The organism is Variovorax sp. 05N34 (genome assembly GCF_056397405.1).
Map to the genome: position 1 here is coordinate 523,653 of NZ_JBFTNI010000002.1, position 15,811 is coordinate 539,463.

Annotated in this window: 15 protein-coding genes; 9 read left to right on the top strand and 6 right to left on the bottom strand. The window is 63.8% G+C overall.

Annotated elements, in window-relative coordinates; genetic code table 11:
* The first annotated feature begins 203 nt into the window (after positions 1-203).
* Genes AC1DMA_RS06805 through AC1DMA_RS06825 form a run of 5 tightly spaced genes read left to right on the top strand, consistent with a single transcriptional unit; the run spans position 204 to position 4,768 of the window.
* Complete coding sequence (locus AC1DMA_RS06805) at positions 204-1,070, top strand: branched-chain amino acid ABC transporter permease (protein ID WP_478124358.1); 867 nt, start codon at positions 204-206, stop codon at positions 1,068-1,070.
* Positions 1,070-2,089, top strand: a complete 1,020-nt coding sequence (locus AC1DMA_RS06810; protein WP_478124359.1) for a branched-chain amino acid ABC transporter permease — start codon at positions 1,070-1,072, stop codon at positions 2,087-2,089. The genes AC1DMA_RS06805 and AC1DMA_RS06810 overlap by 1 nt, the downstream gene beginning before the upstream one ends.
* Positions 2,082-2,846: an ABC transporter ATP-binding protein gene (locus AC1DMA_RS06815; protein ID WP_478143683.1), complete on the top strand. Its 765-nt coding sequence runs from the start codon at positions 2,082-2,084 to the stop codon at positions 2,844-2,846. Before AC1DMA_RS06810 ends, AC1DMA_RS06815 begins: the two co-directional genes overlap by 8 nt.
* Positions 2,833-3,540, top strand: coding sequence for an ABC transporter ATP-binding protein (locus AC1DMA_RS06820; RefSeq protein WP_478143684.1), 708 nt, complete (start codon positions 2,833-2,835; stop codon positions 3,538-3,540). The genes AC1DMA_RS06815 and AC1DMA_RS06820 overlap by 14 nt, the downstream gene beginning before the upstream one ends.
* A gap of 43 nt (positions 3,541-3,583) precedes the next feature.
* Entirely contained in the window at positions 3,584-4,768 is a 1,185-nt protein-coding gene (locus AC1DMA_RS06825; RefSeq protein WP_478143685.1) for an ABC transporter substrate-binding protein, read from the top strand.
* A gap of 6 nt (positions 4,769-4,774) precedes the next feature.
* Here AC1DMA_RS06825 and AC1DMA_RS06830 read toward each other — a convergent pair whose 3' ends face one another.
* From AC1DMA_RS06830 to AC1DMA_RS06850, 5 genes are all read right to left on the bottom strand, one after another.
* Positions 4,775-6,010, bottom strand: a complete 1,236-nt coding sequence (locus tag AC1DMA_RS06830; protein WP_478143686.1) for an acyl-CoA dehydrogenase family protein — start codon at positions 6,008-6,010, stop codon at positions 4,775-4,777.
* Between the two features lie 21 nt (positions 6,011-6,031).
* Positions 6,032-6,796: an SDR family NAD(P)-dependent oxidoreductase gene (locus AC1DMA_RS06835; protein ID WP_478124364.1), complete on the bottom strand. Its 765-nt coding sequence runs from the start codon at positions 6,794-6,796 to the stop codon at positions 6,032-6,034.
* Between the two features lie 71 nt (positions 6,797-6,867).
* Entirely contained in the window at positions 6,868-7,887 is a 1,020-nt protein-coding gene (gene cydB, locus AC1DMA_RS06840) for a cytochrome d ubiquinol oxidase subunit II (protein WP_478143687.1), read from the bottom strand.
* Positions 7,884-9,299, bottom strand: coding sequence for a cytochrome ubiquinol oxidase subunit I (locus tag AC1DMA_RS06845; protein WP_478143688.1), 1,416 nt, complete (start codon positions 9,297-9,299; stop codon positions 7,884-7,886). The genes cydB and AC1DMA_RS06845 overlap by 4 nt, the downstream gene beginning before the upstream one ends.
* A 13-nt stretch (positions 9,300-9,312) precedes the next feature.
* The gene (locus tag AC1DMA_RS06850) at positions 9,313-10,698 is read right to left on the bottom strand and encodes an aldehyde dehydrogenase family protein (RefSeq protein WP_478143689.1); all 1,386 of its coding nucleotides are present in this window, start codon (positions 10,696-10,698) and stop codon (positions 9,313-9,315) included.
* A gap of 202 nt (positions 10,699-10,900) precedes the next feature.
* Here AC1DMA_RS06850 and AC1DMA_RS06855 point away from each other — a divergent pair, with 202 nt between their 5' ends.
* From AC1DMA_RS06855 to AC1DMA_RS06870, 4 genes are all read left to right on the top strand, one after another.
* Positions 10,901-12,814, top strand: a complete 1,914-nt coding sequence (locus AC1DMA_RS06855) for an ABC transporter ATP-binding protein (protein ID WP_478143690.1) — start codon at positions 10,901-10,903, stop codon at positions 12,812-12,814.
* 10 nt (positions 12,815-12,824) lie between these two features.
* Complete coding sequence (locus AC1DMA_RS06860) at positions 12,825-13,853, top strand: phospholipase D-like domain-containing protein (protein ID WP_478143691.1); 1,029 nt, start codon at positions 12,825-12,827, stop codon at positions 13,851-13,853.
* Positions 13,850-14,551: a hypothetical protein gene (locus tag AC1DMA_RS06865; protein ID WP_478143692.1), complete on the top strand. Its 702-nt coding sequence runs from the start codon at positions 13,850-13,852 to the stop codon at positions 14,549-14,551. Before AC1DMA_RS06860 ends, AC1DMA_RS06865 begins: the two co-directional genes overlap by 4 nt.
* 90 nt (positions 14,552-14,641) lie before the next feature.
* Entirely contained in the window at positions 14,642-14,845 is a 204-nt protein-coding gene (locus tag AC1DMA_RS06870; RefSeq protein ID WP_478124371.1) for a hypothetical protein, read from the top strand.
* A gap of 29 nt (positions 14,846-14,874) precedes the next feature.
* Here the strand turns inward: AC1DMA_RS06870 and AC1DMA_RS06875 are convergent, their stop codons facing one another.
* Positions 14,875-15,777 carry a LysR family transcriptional regulator gene (locus tag AC1DMA_RS06875; protein WP_478143693.1) on the bottom strand — a complete coding sequence of 301 codons (903 nt, stop codon included), beginning with the start codon at positions 15,775-15,777 and terminating at the stop codon, positions 14,875-14,877.
* Positions 15,778-15,811 lie beyond the last annotated feature (34 nt).

Consider the following 15,811-nt stretch of genomic DNA (forward strand, 5'->3'; position numbering starts at 1 on the left):
GGGGCGGGCCAATTCCCGAAAGTTGCAGGGATATTCGCCGTTCCCGCCGTGCCCAACCTACCGGCCGGTAGGAGTGACTGTCTCCTGGGTGTCTCTCAAGTGACGCGCTCTCCGGACAAACCTTGAGCCCGCGCGGCAGCCCGCGCTTCCACAATGACCGCTGTCTCAACCCGGAGCCATCCCGGGCCATCCCGAGGAAGCATGTGGAACTCTTCTTTCAACAATTCCTGAACGGTCTCACCATCGGCGGTGTCTACAGCCTCGTCGCGCTGGGGCTGACGCTGGTGTACGGCATCCTGCACGTGCCGAACTTCGCGCACGGCGCGTTCTACATGAGCGGCGCATTCGCTGGCTACTACCTGATGGCCAAGCTGGGCGTCAACTACTGGCTCGCGATGGCCGGAGCGGCGGCCATCGTCGCGGTGATTGCGATGCTCGCGCAAAGGCTGGTGTTTCATCCGCTGCGCAATGCCCCCGAACTGCACGACATGATCGCCGCCATCGGCATCCTGCTTTTCCTCGAAGCCGGCGCGCAGGCGTTGTTCGGTGCGGACTTTCATCGCATGCCGACGCCTTACGGGCAGGTGGTGGAGATCTTCGGACTCACCGCGCCCCTGCAGCGACTGCTGATCATCGCCGGCGCGTTCGGGCTGATGGTGTTGCTGCACTTGTTCCTGAACCACACGGTGCTCGGCTCGACCATCATCGCCATGGCGCAGAACCGCGACGGCGCCGCGCTTGTGGGCATCGACGCCACGCGCGTGACGCTGCTGGTGTTTGCCATCTCTGGCGCGCTCGCGGCCATCGCCGCGGTGCTGTATGCGCCGATCAACCTCGTTTATCCCGCGATGGGAAATCTGGTCATCACCAAGGCCTTCGTCATCATCATCCTGGGTGGCATGGGGAGCTTTCCGGGCGCAATCGTGGGCGGGCTGATCATCGGCATGGCGGAGAGCTTTGGCGGCTTCTACTTCTCGACGGACTACAAGGACATCATCGCCTTCGTGCTGTTGGTGGTGATCCTTTCGTTCCGGCCGCAGGGCCTCTTCACGGCGAAGGGGGCGCGCTGATGAAGTGGCTTCAAGGCAAGACCGGCTGGGCGCTTCTCGCCGCCGTGGCGCTCGTGTTTCCGCTCTTCGCGCAGAACAACTACCTGATCTCGGTCGCGACGCAGGCTTTCATCATGGCCATCGCCGCGCTCGGGCTCAACCTCATCACCGGCTACACCGGCCAGTTCAACCTGGCGCACGGGGCCTTCATGGCGGTGGGCGCTTACACGGTCGGCATCCTGACGGTCGATCATCACGTGCCCTTCTGGATTGCGTTCGCTCTGGCGGGCGTGGTGACCGGCATCCTCGGCTACTTCATCGGGCTGCTTTCGTTGCGCCTGAGGGGCCATTACTTCTCGATCTTCACGCTGTGCGTGAGCTACATCATGTTCCTGCTCATCGAGAAGTGGGAAAGCCTGACCCACGGACCGGTCGGGATCATGGGGATCCCCGCGCCCACCGGCATCGGCCCGGTGCAGTTCGGAACGCCGCTGTCGCAGTACTACCTGGTGCTGGCCTTTCTCGCGCTGGGCATCTGGATCATGTCGCGCATCGTCGGTTCGCTGCTCGGCCGAAGCTTCATGGCGGTGCGCAACAGCGACGATCTGGCCGAAGCGCTCGGCGTGGACCTGATGCGCACCAAGACGCTTTCCTTCGTGCTGTCGGTCGTGTATGCGGGATTCGCGGGCGCGCTGTACGCAGGGCAGGTCCGCTTCCTGGGGCCGGATCTCGCGAGTGAAACAGTGACCTTCGACCTGATCATGTTCGTCCTGGTCGGCGGCATCGGGACGCTGCTCGGGCCGCTCGTGGGCACCTTCCTCGTCACGTGGCTCACGCAGAGCCTGCAGTTCCTGCAGGACTACCGCATGGTGGTGTTCGGCCCCGTGCTGATCGCGCTGATCATCTTCCTGCCCGATGGCATCGTTGGCACGTGGCTCAAGCGGCGTGCGCAGCGCGCCGATGCGGCGAGGGCAGGGCGGCAGCCGGGCGAGACGACGGCTGACGATGCAAGCGCAAGGGAGGCGCAGGGCAATGCTTGAAATCGATGCACTGACGAAGCAGTTCTTCGGCCTTACCGCCGTCGACCAGGTGTCGACACGCTTCGAGCGCGGACAGGTCAGCGCCATCATCGGCCCGAACGGCGCCGGCAAGACCACTTTCTTCAACCTCGTCGCAGGCACGCACAAGCCGACCTCCGGCCGCATCACTTTCAACGGCAGGGACGTCACCGGCATGCGGCCCGATCACGTCGCCAAGCTAGGCATCGCGCGCACCTTCCAGGCCACGCACCTGTTCGACAACGCGACGGTGCTGGACAACCTGATCGTGGGCCATCGCCTGCGCACGAAGTCGGGCCTGTGGGACGTGCTCGCGAATACGCAGCGCCTCAAGGAAGAAGAACGCCTTTGCCGTGAGAAGGCGCGCGAGGCGCTCGAGTTCGTCGGGCTCTCTCACGTCGCGAATCGCATTGCGGCCGACATCACGCAGGAAGAGCGCAAGCGCGTGGCCTTTGCGCTGGCGCTCGCCACCGAACCCGAACTGTTGCTGCTCGACGAGCCGGCCGGCGGCGTCAATCCAGAAGAAACAGTCGGCCTCGCGGCCCTGATCCGCAAGCTGGTGGACCACGGCAAGACCGTGTGCCTGATCGAGCACAAGATGGACATGATCATGCGACTGGCCGACAAGATCGTCGTGCTCAACAACGGCGCCAAGATCGCCGAGGGTACGCCCGCCGAGATCCGGCGCGATCCGCATGTGATCGAAGCCTACCTGGGAGCGGACCATGCTGCGGTTTGAAGGCGTCGACCTGCACTACGGCAGTTTTCGCGCATTGAGCGGCGTCACGCTGCATGCAGGCCCCGGCGAACTGGTCGTGCTGCTGGGGGCCAATGGCGCTGGCAAGACCTCGATCTTCATGGCGGCCAGCGGCATCCAGAAGCCGAGCGCCGGCAGCATCCGCTTCGGCGATCGCGAACTGGTCGGCCAGCGGCCCGCGCAGATCGTCGGCGCCGGCCTCGTGCACTGTCCAGAGGGTCGCAAGCTGTTCCCGATGATGTCCGTCCGAAAGAACCTCGCGCTCGGCGCCTATGTGCATCGGCGCGACAAGGCGGGCATCCAGCGTTCGATCGATGAAGTCTTCGAGCTCTTTCCGATCCTCGAGAAGAAGCAGAACGATCCCGCGGGTTCGCTCTCGGGCGGCCAGCAGCAGATGGTGGCCATCGGGCGCGCCATGCTAGGGCGACCCAAGGTGCTGCTGCTGGATGAGCCTTCGCTCGGGCTGGCGCCGCTGATCGTCAAGCAGGTGTTCGAAGTCATCCAGCGCATCAACCAGGCAGGCACCACCGTGCTGCTCGCGGAACAGAACGCGTACTCGGCACTGGCGATCGCGCATCGGGCCTATGTGATCGAGCGCGGCCACATCACGCTCGAAGGCGATCGCGAATCGCTGCTGCACAACGAAGCGGTGCGGGCTGCCTACATCGGCGCGTGAGCCGCTTCCATCTTTCCTTTCCATCAACCGGAGACATTTCCTCATGAACGTAATTGCATTTCCCCGTCGTCGCCTGGCCCTGCTGCCGATAGCCGCCGCATTTGCCGGTGCCTTCGGAGCCGGCAGCGCGTTGGCGCAAGACACCGTCAAGATCGGCTTCACCGGGCCGCTGAGCGGCGGTGCTGCGCTGTACGGCAAGAACGTGGTCAACGGCATGGAAATGGCGATCAAGGAGATCAACGCCTCCGGCCTCGAAGTCGCCGGCAAGAAGGTCAAGCTGGAACTCGTGGCGCTCGACGACAAATACTCGCCAGCCGATGCCGCGATCAATGCCCGCCGCCTGGTGCAGCAATACCAGACCCCGGCCGTGTTCGTGCCGCACTCCGGCGGCATCTACGCCATGCAGGCCTTCAACGAGCAGGAGAAGTTCATCGTGATGGCGTACTCCAGCACGCCCAAGATCACAGAGACGGGCAACAAGCTCACGGTGCGCATTCCGCCTACCTTCAATTCATACATCGAGCCCTTCACGCGCTACGAGATGACGAAGTTCGGCAAGAAGGTCGGCATGCTGCCTGGCGACCACGAGTACGCGAAGAACTGGACGCAACTCTTCGGACCCGCATGGGAGAAGGCCGGCGGCACCATCGTGTCGAACAACCCCATGTCCTATAACCGCTCGGCCGACTTCTACAGCGGCGTGAGCCGTGTGCTGGCCGAGAAGCCGGACGTGCTGTTCATCGGCGGTCCGTCGGAGCCGACGGCGCTGGTCGCCAAGCAGGCGCGCGAACTCGGCTTCAAGGGCGGCTTCCTGATCATGGACCAGGCCAAGCTCGACGAGATGGCCAAGGTCACGGGCGGCCTCGCGCCGCTGGAAGGCTCGATCGGCGTGCTGCCGGTGTCCTACGACGAACGCGTCGGCCCGAAGACCTTCGCCGCGGCCTACCGCAAGGCCTACGGCGCGGACAAGGACCCGACGACCGAATCCTCGTACAACTACGCGTTGACGCATGCCCTGGCCAACGCCATGAAGCTGGCGGGCACGACTACCGATGCCGCCGCCATTCGCGCCAAGATGGGCGAGGCGCTCGCCAAGCTGCCGAAGGAAACCAACGCCGGGGATTTCAAGGGTGTGGATGACGTGGGCGGAACCATCGTCGATCCGGTGGTTGCCACCGTTGAAGGCGGCAAGATCAAGCCGGTGAACCTGAGCGACCTGATGAAGTAAGTGCCGTCAGGCCGCCGGGTACTTGCCGTATTCCATCCGGGCAATCGCCCGGTTGTGGACTTCGTCGGGCCCGTCGGCCAGGCGCATCGTGCGCATGCTCGCGTACTGCTTGGCGAGGCCGAAGTCGGTGGTCACGCCGCCGGCGCCGTGCGCCTGGATCGCGTCGTCGATGATCCTCAGCGCCATGCGCGGCGCCGCGACCTTGATCATCGCGATCTCGAGTCGCGCCACCTTGTTGCCGACGCGGTCCATCATGTCCGCCGCCTTCAGGCACAGCAGACGCGTCATCTCGATGTCGATGCGCGCTTCGGCCACGCGCTGTTCCCACACCGACTGCTCGGAGATGCGCTTGCCGAAAGCCACACGCGACTGCAGCCGCTTGACCATCTTCTCCAGCGCGACTTCGGCGCTGCCGATGGTTCGCATGCAGTGGTGAATGCGACCGGGGCCGAGCCGACCTTGTGCAATCTCGAAGCCGCGGCCTTCGCCCAGAAGCAGGTTCGACGCCGGGACCCGCACATTGCGGAACACCACTTCGGCATGCCCGTGCGGCGCATCGTCGAAGCCGAACACCGGCAGCATGCGCACGATCTCGATGCCGGGTGTGTCCAGCGGCACGACGATCTGCGACTGCTGCGAATGGCGCGTCGCGTCGGGGTCGGTCTTGCCCATGACGATTGCGATCTCGCAGCGCGGATCGCCCACGCCTGAAGACCACCACTTGCGGCCGTTGATGACGTAGTGATCGCCGTCGCGGCGAATCTCGGTCTGGATGTTGGTTGCGTCCGAAGAGGCTACGTCCGGCTCGGTCATCAGGAAGGCGGAGCGAATCTCGCCCGCCAGCAGCGGCTGCAACCAGCGCGCTTTGTGCTCATCGGTTCCGTAGCGGATGAGCACTTCCATGTTGCCGGTGTCCGGCGCCGAGCAGTTGAAGACTTCGGACGCGAAGTTGACCTTGCCCATTTCTTCGGCACAGACCGCGTACTCGAGATTGGTCAGGCCCGCGCCGCGGTAGGGGCTGCCTTCGGGCACCGAATCGAGCGGCAGGAAGAGGTTCCACAGACCTTCGGACTTTGCCTTGGCCTTGAGGTCCTCGACGATGGGAACCACTTGCCAGCGGTTCTCGCCGAAGTCCTTCATCTGCTGCATGTAAAGCGGCACCGCCGGGTAGACGTGGCGATTCATGAAGGCGACGACGCGATCGCGCCAATGCACCTGCTTTTCTGAAAGTGTGAAGTCCATGTGTTCCTCTGCCTGATGGCGTTAACAGGTCACGCCGCCGTCGATGACGAGGCTTTGCCCCGTCATGAAAGCGCCCGCTTGCGATGCGAGGAAAACCGCGGCGCCCGCGATCTCGTCGGGTTCGCCGATGCGCCGCAGCGGCGTGCTGGCCGTGCGGTGCCGAAGGTTCTCCGGGTCCTCCCAGAGCGCGCGCGCGAAGTCGGTCTTGATGAGGCCGGGCGCGATGCAATTCACGCGCACGTTGTGCGGCCCATACTCCACGGCCAGGTTGCGGGCCAACTGGAAGTCGGCAGCCTTCGAGACGTTGTAGGCACCAATCACCGGCGATCCACGCAGCCCGCCAATGGAAGAGACGATGATGATCGACCCTTCCTTGCGCTCGATCATCTGGGGCACCGCGAAATTGATCAGCCAATGGTTGGCGATTACGTTGTTCTCGAGGATCTTGCGGAACTGGTCGTCTTCGATGCCTGCCAGCGGCCCGTAGTAGGGGTTGGACGCCGCATTGCAGACCAGCACGTCGACCTTGCCGAGCTGCCGGGTCGTCTCTTCCACCAGGTGCTTGAGCTCCTGCTTGGAGGAAATGTTCGCGGGGATCGAGATCGCGCTGCCGTCACCGTGCTTGCGGTTGATCGCATCACGCACTTCGGCGCAGGGCTCCGGCTTGCGTGAAGAGATGACGACCCTGGCGCCTTGTTCAGCCATGCGTTCGGCGATGGCGCGCCCGATCCCACGCGACGAGCCCGTGATGATGGCCACCTTGCCGGCCAACGAAAACAAGGACATGGATTTCTCCTGGAAAGCTTGCGGATCTGCGATTTTGAAGATAGCAGGACCGCCGGGAGAGATCTGTCGCTTTAGTTCCTCGAATCGGCCTGGGCGCCGCGTACCTTGCCGCGGAACACCCAGTAAACGCCGAAGGTATAGAGCGCGATCACGGGCAGCACGACGACACCGCCATAGAAGAGAAAGCGCAGCGATTCGTCCGGCGCTGCCGCGCTGCCGACCGTCACTGCATACGGGACCATGTAAGGCCAGAACATCACTCCCAGCGTCAGGTAGGCTGCGGCGATGAACAGCACGGTCATCGCATAGGCGGCGCCATCCCTGCGCGAGCGGGCGCCGGTGAGGACGCCGATCAGCGCGGCAATTGCCACCACCGGAAAGACCCAACCCCAGGGCCGATCGGCGAGGTGCCCCTGCGCGACCGCTCCCGCGTCGACCGTGAGCGAAACGGCGAAAGCGAGCCCGATGACCGCGAAGACTGACGCTGCCAGCCAGGGAATGCGGCGATAGGCCCAGGCGCGCAGCTCGCCTTCGCTCTTGAGCACGATCCAGCCTGCGCCGAGCAGCGCATAGCCGAGGACGAGGCCGAAGCCGGTGAGCACCGAAAAGGGATGCAGCCACTCCAGGGAAGTGCCTGCGAACTGCTCGTTTGCCACGGGAAGCCCGCGCATCAAGGCCCCCACCGCCGCTCCCTGGACGAACGCGACCATCGTCGAGCCGAGGAAGAAGCCGGTGTCCCAGACCCAGCGCATCCTGCGGCTGTGAAAGCGGAACTCGAAGGCGATGCCTCGAAAGATCAGGCCCACGAGCAACAGGAGGATGGGCAGGTAGAAAGCGCCGAGAAACACGGCATAGACCACGGGAAAGGTCGCGAACAAGCCTGCGCCGACCACCACCAGCCATGTTTCGTTGCCGTCCCAGAAGGGCGCGATCGTTTCCATCATGGACAACCGATGGCTCTCTTCGGACGTGGTGCCGAAGAGGATTCCGACGCCGAGATCGAAGCCGTCGAGGATCACGTAGACCAGGATCGACCCGGCGATCACAGCCGCCCAGAAGAGCGCCAGATCGCTGGGCTGGGCCTGGCTCATGCGATGCCTCCGGCCTTGGCCCTGACGTCGGCGGGCGTTTCAGTGTGCGCCGCAATGGCGAGCGGCCGGCTGCCCGTGACGGTGGCCGTCACCTTCGTCCTGGCGCGCGGTCCGTCCCGAAGCAGCTTGTAGATGTAGTAGATGCCGAAGGTAACGAAAAGGCAGTAGACCGCCACGTAGACGATCAGCGATGTCATCACGTCGCTGGCGGTGAGCGAAGGGGTGACGGCATCCGCGGTTCGCAGCAGGCCATAGACCACCCAGGGCTGGCGCCCGATCTCGGCGGTGTACCAGCCCGTGAGGATGGCGACAAAGCCCGTCGGAAAGGCCGCGAAGGCGCACCAGAGAAACCAGCGCGAGGACTCCAGCTTGCCGCGCCAGCGCAGCAGATTGCCAACCCACGAGACAGCCAGCATGACGAGTCCCATGCCGACCATCAGCCGGAACGCGAAGAAAGGAATCAGCACCGGCGGCCGGTCCTCCGGCGGAAACGATTCGAGGCCCCGCTCCGCCGAGGTGAAGTTGCCGGACGCGATGAAACTGCCCAGCCTTGGCACCGAGATGGCATAGAGGTTGCGTTCATTCTTCTCGTCGGGAATGGCAATCAGCACTTCGCTCGCGGGTTGCTCGTTCTTCCAGCGTGCCTCGATGGCGGCAAACTTTGCCGGCTGGTGCTTCAGCACGTACTCGCCCGTCAGATGCCCGAAGAAGAGTTGAACCGGGATCAGTACCGCGGCCAGCCCGAGTCCCCAGTGCAGCATCATCCGGCCTTCGTCGACATGCACGCGCCGCAGCAGATACCAGGCGCCAGTTGCGGACACGCACATCGACGTCGTCAGCATGGCCGCGAGCAGCATGTGCGGCCATCGCACCAGTTGGACAGGACCGAGCACGATCTGCATCCAGTCACTCGGGATGATCTTGCCGTCGACGATGGTGTGACCCAGCGGCACTTGCATCCAGCTGTTGTTGGCCAGGATCCAGAAGGACGAGAACATCGTGCCCAGCGACACCATGCAGCACGCCACGAAGTAGAAGCGCGGCGACACGCGGTCGCGCCCGAGCAGCATCACGCCGAAGAAGGTCGCTTCGAGCATGAAGGCCGTGAACCCCTCGTAACCCAGCAGCGGCCCCTGGATGGCGCCTGTCTTTGCCGACAGCACACCCCAGTTGGTGCCGAACTGGAATGCCATCACGATGCCGGTGACCACCCCCATTCCGAAAGACACAGCGAAGATCGGCAGCCAGAAATCGAAGACTCTCCGATAGAGGTTGTTGCCAGTCGCCAGCCTCGCGCCTTCGATGGTGGCCAGCCACGCCGCCAGCCCGATCGTGAATGCCGGGAAGATGATGTGGAAGCTGATCAGGAACCCGAACTGGATTCGCGACAGCAGGACCGCATCGAGCATCATGACGCCGCCGCGGCTAGGGCATCAGCTTGTTGACGACAGTGCGCTCGAGCCCGTGCCTGGCGTAGGGCGGATAGCGCACGCCAGGGTCCACGGCGCTGCTGTGGTGGAGCACCCCGCGTGCGTTGGTGAAGGCCTCGAATCCCCATCGCCCGTGGTACTTGCCCATGCCGGAATTGCCGACGCCGCCGAATGGAAGCTCCGGAAAAAGCGGATGGATGGCGCAGTCGTTGACTTCGGCATCACCGGAGCGCGTGGCCGAAAGAATCCTGTCGACCACCTGCTTGTCCTCCGCGAAGATGTAGAGCCCCAGTGGGCTCGGGCGGCTGTTGGTCCACCGGATGACCGCATCGACCGAATCGATCTCCAGCACAGGCAGGATCGGTCCGAAGATCTCTTCCTTCATGATCGGCGAATCGACTGCAACATCCACCAGCACTGTGGGCGCGATGTACAGCTCATCGGCATCGGTCTGGCCGCCAGCCACGGCCCTGCCGCTGTCGAGCAGTGCCGCGAGGCGGTCGAAGTTGCGACGATTGATGATGCGTCCATAGTCCGGGCTCTGCTTCGGATCGTCGCCGTAGAACTCGCGGATCGTGTCCTTCATGTGCTGCACGAATTCATCCTTGATCTCGGGCCATGCCAGCACGTGGTCAGGCGCGGTGCAGATGTGCCCTGAATTCAGGAAGCGCCCGTAAGTGATGCGCCGGGCGGCCGACTTCAGGTTCGCCGACGAGTGGACGATGGTCGGATTCTTGCCGCCGAGTTCGAGCACGCACGGCGTCAGGTTCTTTGCGGCGGCCTGGTGCACGATCTTCCCGACCGGCGGACTGCCGGTGAAGAAGATCATGTCCCATTGCTGCGAGAGGAGGGCCGTGGTCTCGGGAACCGCGCCTTCGACCACCGCGACCGCGCGTGGATCGAAGTACTTCGGCACCAGACGGGCGGCAGCGGCGGCGCAGTGGGTGGCGATCTCGGAGGGCTTGAGCACGGCGGTGTTTCCGCCGGCCAGTGCAGCCACCAGAGGCCCGAAGACTAGCATGAAAGGTTCGTTCCACGCGCCGATGATGAGCGCCACACCCAAAGGATCGCGGTTCACACGGATGTACCCCGGCTCGAACACCAGCGGCATCGGCTCGTGGATCGGCTTCATCCACTCGTCGATGTGCTTGAGCGCGTAGGCAGCCTCCTTGGCGCAGTAGTCGACATCCATCAGGTCCGCGTCATTCACATTGCGCCTCAGGTCCTTCCAGAGCGCTTCGCACAGTTCGTCGTGGTGCTCGGTGAAGAGTGCCTTGACCGCTTCGAGTTGGGCCTTGCGCCAGGCCACGGGCCGAGTGTGGCCTTCGAGAAAGAAGGCTCGCTGGCTGGCGACCAGCGAGCTGAAGTCTGGAGATGCCATGTTGCTGGGTTCCTGCTGTAGATGGACGTATGCCCTCGGAGGCAGTGATCGTCGAACCGCCTGTGCGATGGGTCAATCCCGGCGGCTACGGGTGAGTGCATCAATTCCGCGGGGATCACGTACGTGACCGTAAGTGGCCCCCGGGATTGCCATTGGCGCGTTCGAATCGAGAATTCCAGGCTAGCCAGCCCCTGGGCCCATCATGTCAATACCGATCCCTCCCCAAGCGGCGGTGCCGCCCAAATCGGCGACCGCACCGCTGGATTCCGCAACAGTGGTTGCGACACGTGCCGCCAAGGCGCAGAGCAGGGACATGACACGCCTCGTGCTGGGCCTGATGAAGCCCTATCGCACATGGCTGGTGATCGTGCTGATCGCCATGCTGGTCGAAGTGCTGATGAGCCTGGCGGCTCCCTGGCCGCTCAAGCTGATCCTCGACGACGCGCTGGGCAAGCACCACTTGCCGTCATGGCTGGAATGGGCGCACCAGATGGGCATCGGCCGGCACACGCTCGGCGTCGCGCTGTTTGCCGGCATCGCGACCCTGTTGATCGCGGTCATCAGCGGCGTCGCGGCCTATATCGACAACTACTACTCGGCCAGTATCGGCCAGTGGGTCGCAAACGATCTTCGCCTGCGAATCTACGAGCACCTTCATCGGCTGTCCCTCGCGTTCTACGACAGCGCCAAGACCGGGACCTTGATGTCGACCATCACGAGCGATGTCGCGACGGTGCAGAACTTTGCTTCTTCGTCGACGCTCGGCATCGCCATCGACATGCTGACCATCATCTTCATGCTCGGACTGATGGTGTGGCTGGATTGGGACTTCACGCTGATTGCGGTGGCGGTGATGCCCTTCCTTCTGCTGTTCGTGTTCCGGTTCAAGAAGGCGGTGAAGGAAGTCACGCGCAATGTTCGCGCGCGCCAGAGCGAGGTGGTCGCCGTGGTCCAGGAAGGCCTCGGCTCCGTGCGCGCGATCAAGGCCTTTGGCCGCCAGGACCTCGAGTTTGCGCACATGGAGACCGCCAGCCACGCCACCGCTGAAGCGGCCCTGCAGGCGAGAAAGATCAAGTCGCTGTTGTCGCCGGTGGTCGCCATCGTCGTTGCCTTCTGCACCAGCATCGTGCTGTGGAAGGGGACGGCGCTCATCGTCGCCGGGACCATGACCGCGGGGGCGTTGACGGTCTATCTGGCCTACCTGGGCAAGTTCTTCAAACCTGTGAAGGACCTTGCGAGCATGGCGAGCACGATTGCCCAGACGACAGTCGCGCTCGAGCGAATCCAGAAGATCCTGGGTGCGGACGACATCATCCATGAGCACCCCGATGCGGTCGATCCAGGCCGGGCGAAGGGCGAAATCACCTTCGAGCACGTGGCCTTCGGCTATGGCGCGGACGACCCTCCGGTGCTCCGCGATGTCTGCTTCAAGATCGAGCCCGGTCAGGTCGTGGGCATCGTCGGCCCGACCGGCAGCGGCAAATCGACCGTGGTGAGCCTGATGCCGCGCTTCTACGATCCGACCGGCGGGCGCGTGCTCATCGACGGCCACGACATCAGCAAGTACAAGCTCGCGGCGCTGCGTTCGCAGATCGGCTTCGTCCTGCAGGAAACCGTGCTCTTCAGGGGCACCATCGGCGAGAACATCGCCTACGGAAAGCCCGATGCCACCAAGGAAGAAATCGTTGCGGCGGCCAAGCTCGCCAATGCCGACGAATTCATCAGCCGCATGCCGCACGGCTATGACTCGCTGGTGGGCGAACGCGGCGACACGCTTTCCGGCGGCCAGCGCCAGCGCATCGGCATCGCGCGCGCCGTGATCCGCAACAGCCCCGTCATGATCCTGGACGAGCCGACCGCCGCGCTCGACACCGAATCGGAGCGCCTGGTGATCGAAGGATTGACGCGCCTCATGAAGGGGCGCACGGTGATCATGATTGCGCACCGGCTCAGCACGATTCGCGACGCCGACAAGATCATCGTCCTGAAAGACGGGGTCGTGGTCGAGGAAGGACCGAACGACGAACTGATCGCACTCGGGGGCGTGTACGCCGAACTGCATCGCATCCAATACGAAACGCAGCCGTCGGCCGCTGCCGCTGCTGCATCCGCGTGAGGTTCACACCATGTCCCACAAGCTCATTGTTCTGCCCGACGACACATCCAAGCCCATCCTGGACGCCATCCAGGGGGCGAAGACGGCACTCAACATCCGGATGTTCCTGTTCACCGACGAGACGCTCCTCGATGCCGTCATCGCGGCCCGGCAACGCGGCGTCAAGGTTCGCGTGATGCTGAATCCCGCACGCCGGAGCGGAGAAAGCGAGAACGAGCAGGCTCGCGCCAAGCTGGTGGCCGCCGGCATCGAAGTGCGCGACAGCAACCCGAAGTTCGACCTGACCCACCAGAAGTCGATGGTGGTCGACCACCAGACCGGCTTCGTCGAGTCATTGAACTGGGAGCCGAGGGACCTGACCGAGACGCGCGACTACGCGGTCATCACCACGCACGACCTGGAGACGCGCGAGATGGTCTCCTGCTTCGACGCCGACTGGGCCCACGAGGACTTCGCGCCGCACCCGGAGTCTCGCTTGATCTGGTGTCCGGACAACGGGCGCCAGCGCGTCGCCGCTTTCATCGACTCCGCCGAGAGCACCCTGTGGGTGCAGAACGAACGCTATCAGGACATGGTGATCATCGAGCGACTCGTGCGCGCGGCAGTGCGCGGGGTCAAGGTCCACATCCTGACAAAGCCGCCACATTCGCTGAAAGCCGAAAAGCTGATCGAGGGCGTGGGTGGACTTCGAATCCTCCAGGATGTCGGCGCCAAGGTGCACACGATGCGGCACTTGAAGCTGCACGCGAAGATGATGCTGGCCGACGGCAAGCGAGCCATCGTCGGGTCGATCAATCTGGCGCCTGGCAGCTTCGACGGACGGCGCGAACTCGCGATCGAGACAGATGATCCCGGCACGGTGCATCGCCTGCAGGAAACGGCGCTGCATGACTGGGAGGCGTCGCACAAGATCGATCTCAGCGACGCGGGTCTGCTGCAGGACCTCAAGAAGCGCGAACTCGATCCGAGCCACCTGGTGCTCGACGGCGACGCCGCACCGGCGAAGAAGCACAAGGGCAAAGACAAGGACAAAGCTTGAAGAGCCGCCCAGTCATCGCGGCCGCAGTCTTGCTGTGGCTCGCCAACATGGCGCACGCCGGGAGCCCTGCGGAATTCGCCATTCGCTGGGACACCGCGGCAGGCGGACCCCGATCGATCGAAGAGGCTGCTGCCTTGCTTGGGCTGGGGGTCGGCAAGCGCAAGTCCTTCGAGGTGCGGTATTTTTCAGTCGAGCAGCCGGCCGACGCAAAGGATCGCTCGGCCCTYATCGTCCGGCAGCGCTCCTCCGGGCGTTCCGTCGAATCCATGGTCAAGCAGCGAAGCGCCGATGCATTTTCGGCCGGCGATCCGCTGGCGGGCTGGCAGTGCCCGTTTCCGGCAAGGGCGAAGGCAAAGTCCAAGAGTGAAGTCGACGTGGGCTGGACTGTCGAGGGGCTGACGAAGAAGAGCTATTCGCTCAGTTGCCAGGCCGCCGGCGAGGTCGAGACTCTGCTGCCGGCCCGTTTCATGGCAAAGCCGTTCGGATGCGTCAGCCATGTGGAGCGAGCGCAGGCGCAAGGCATCAAGATCGAGCATTGGCGCCTGCCGCGGGGAGCGGATTCGATCGAGGTGTCCTGGAACGGCGAAGACACAGCCGCTGACCTGGAAAAATTCGCCAGCCGGGTCGTTCGTCCACTCATGGCGCACGGTGTCAAGCCCGTGGGGGAGAGCAAGACTGCGCTGGGCAGTGGGTGCTAGCGTTTTCATCTGTCATCAACACTTTTGAGGATGTCCTTCCGCCGACTCCGGCAAGAAACTCCGGGTCAACAAAAACAAGCGGAATGATGGATGGAATCGATGCACTGGCTGTTGGTGTCTGGCTTCTTTGCGGTTGCCGCTGCCTTGGCATGGTTGCTCGTGATCCGCCCTGCGTATCGCGTCTGGGCCTCGTTGAACGACCGGATGGCCGACCAGGTCACCCAGTCCGCTGAATTGCTGAGGGATTGCGGTGCGGGTGGATCCGTACCCGCGCGGCTCTCGACGATTCGCTGACACATTGCAGACCGATCAGCGCAGGCCAGTCAGGTTGCCTTTCCCCGCGCGGGCGCACGGCGCGACAGCCCGATGAAAGCCTTCAGGTAGTCCACGTCCATATCCGACTCGCGGGCCCCGAGGAAGATTTGCTTGGCGAGCCCATGGCGGCCGAGCCGCACAGGGACGATCTCCAGTTTTCCCGCGTACTCCTGCACCAACCAACGGGGAAGGGCTGCCACGCCTCGGCCGCTGGCGACCATCTGCAGCATGATGTCCGTCGTCTCGATGGTCTTGTGGCGCTTGGGGGTGATGCCGGCGGGCATCAGAAACTGGTTGTAGACGTCGAGCCGTTCGGCGGCCACGGGATAGGTGATCAGAACCTCGGATGTCAGTTGCTGCGGCTTGACATAGGGGGCTGAAGCCAGCGGATGCCTGGCACCGACCACCAGCACCTGTTCATAGTCGAACACCGGCTCGAAGCGCAGCCCGGGTTTGAACAGGGGGTCCGGGGTCACCAGCAGGTCGATCTCGAAGCCGAACAGCGCGCCGATGCCACCGAACTGGAATTTCTGCTTGACGTCCACGTCCACGTCGGGCCATTCAGCGAGATACGGTGCCACCACCTTGAGCAGCCACTGGTAGCAGGGGTGGCATTCCATGCCGATGCGCAGCGTGCCGCGCTCGCCCTGCGCGTACTGCCGGAGGCGTTCCTCCGCGACCTCGAGTTGAGGCAGCACCCGGTTGGCCAAGGCGAGCAGGTAAACGCCTGCCTGCGTGGGTCGCAGGCTGCGTCCCTCACGCAGCCAGATCGCGGTGCCCAGTTGTTGCTCGAGTTTCTTCATCGCATGGCTCAGCGCTGACTGCGTGAGGCAAAGCGTGCCTGCAGCGGCGGTCAGGGAGCCCTGTTTGGCGACTTCCTGCACGATGGCCAAGTGAATCCGCTCGAGCATTTTGTATGAGCGAAATTAATCGATCGTTGAAATA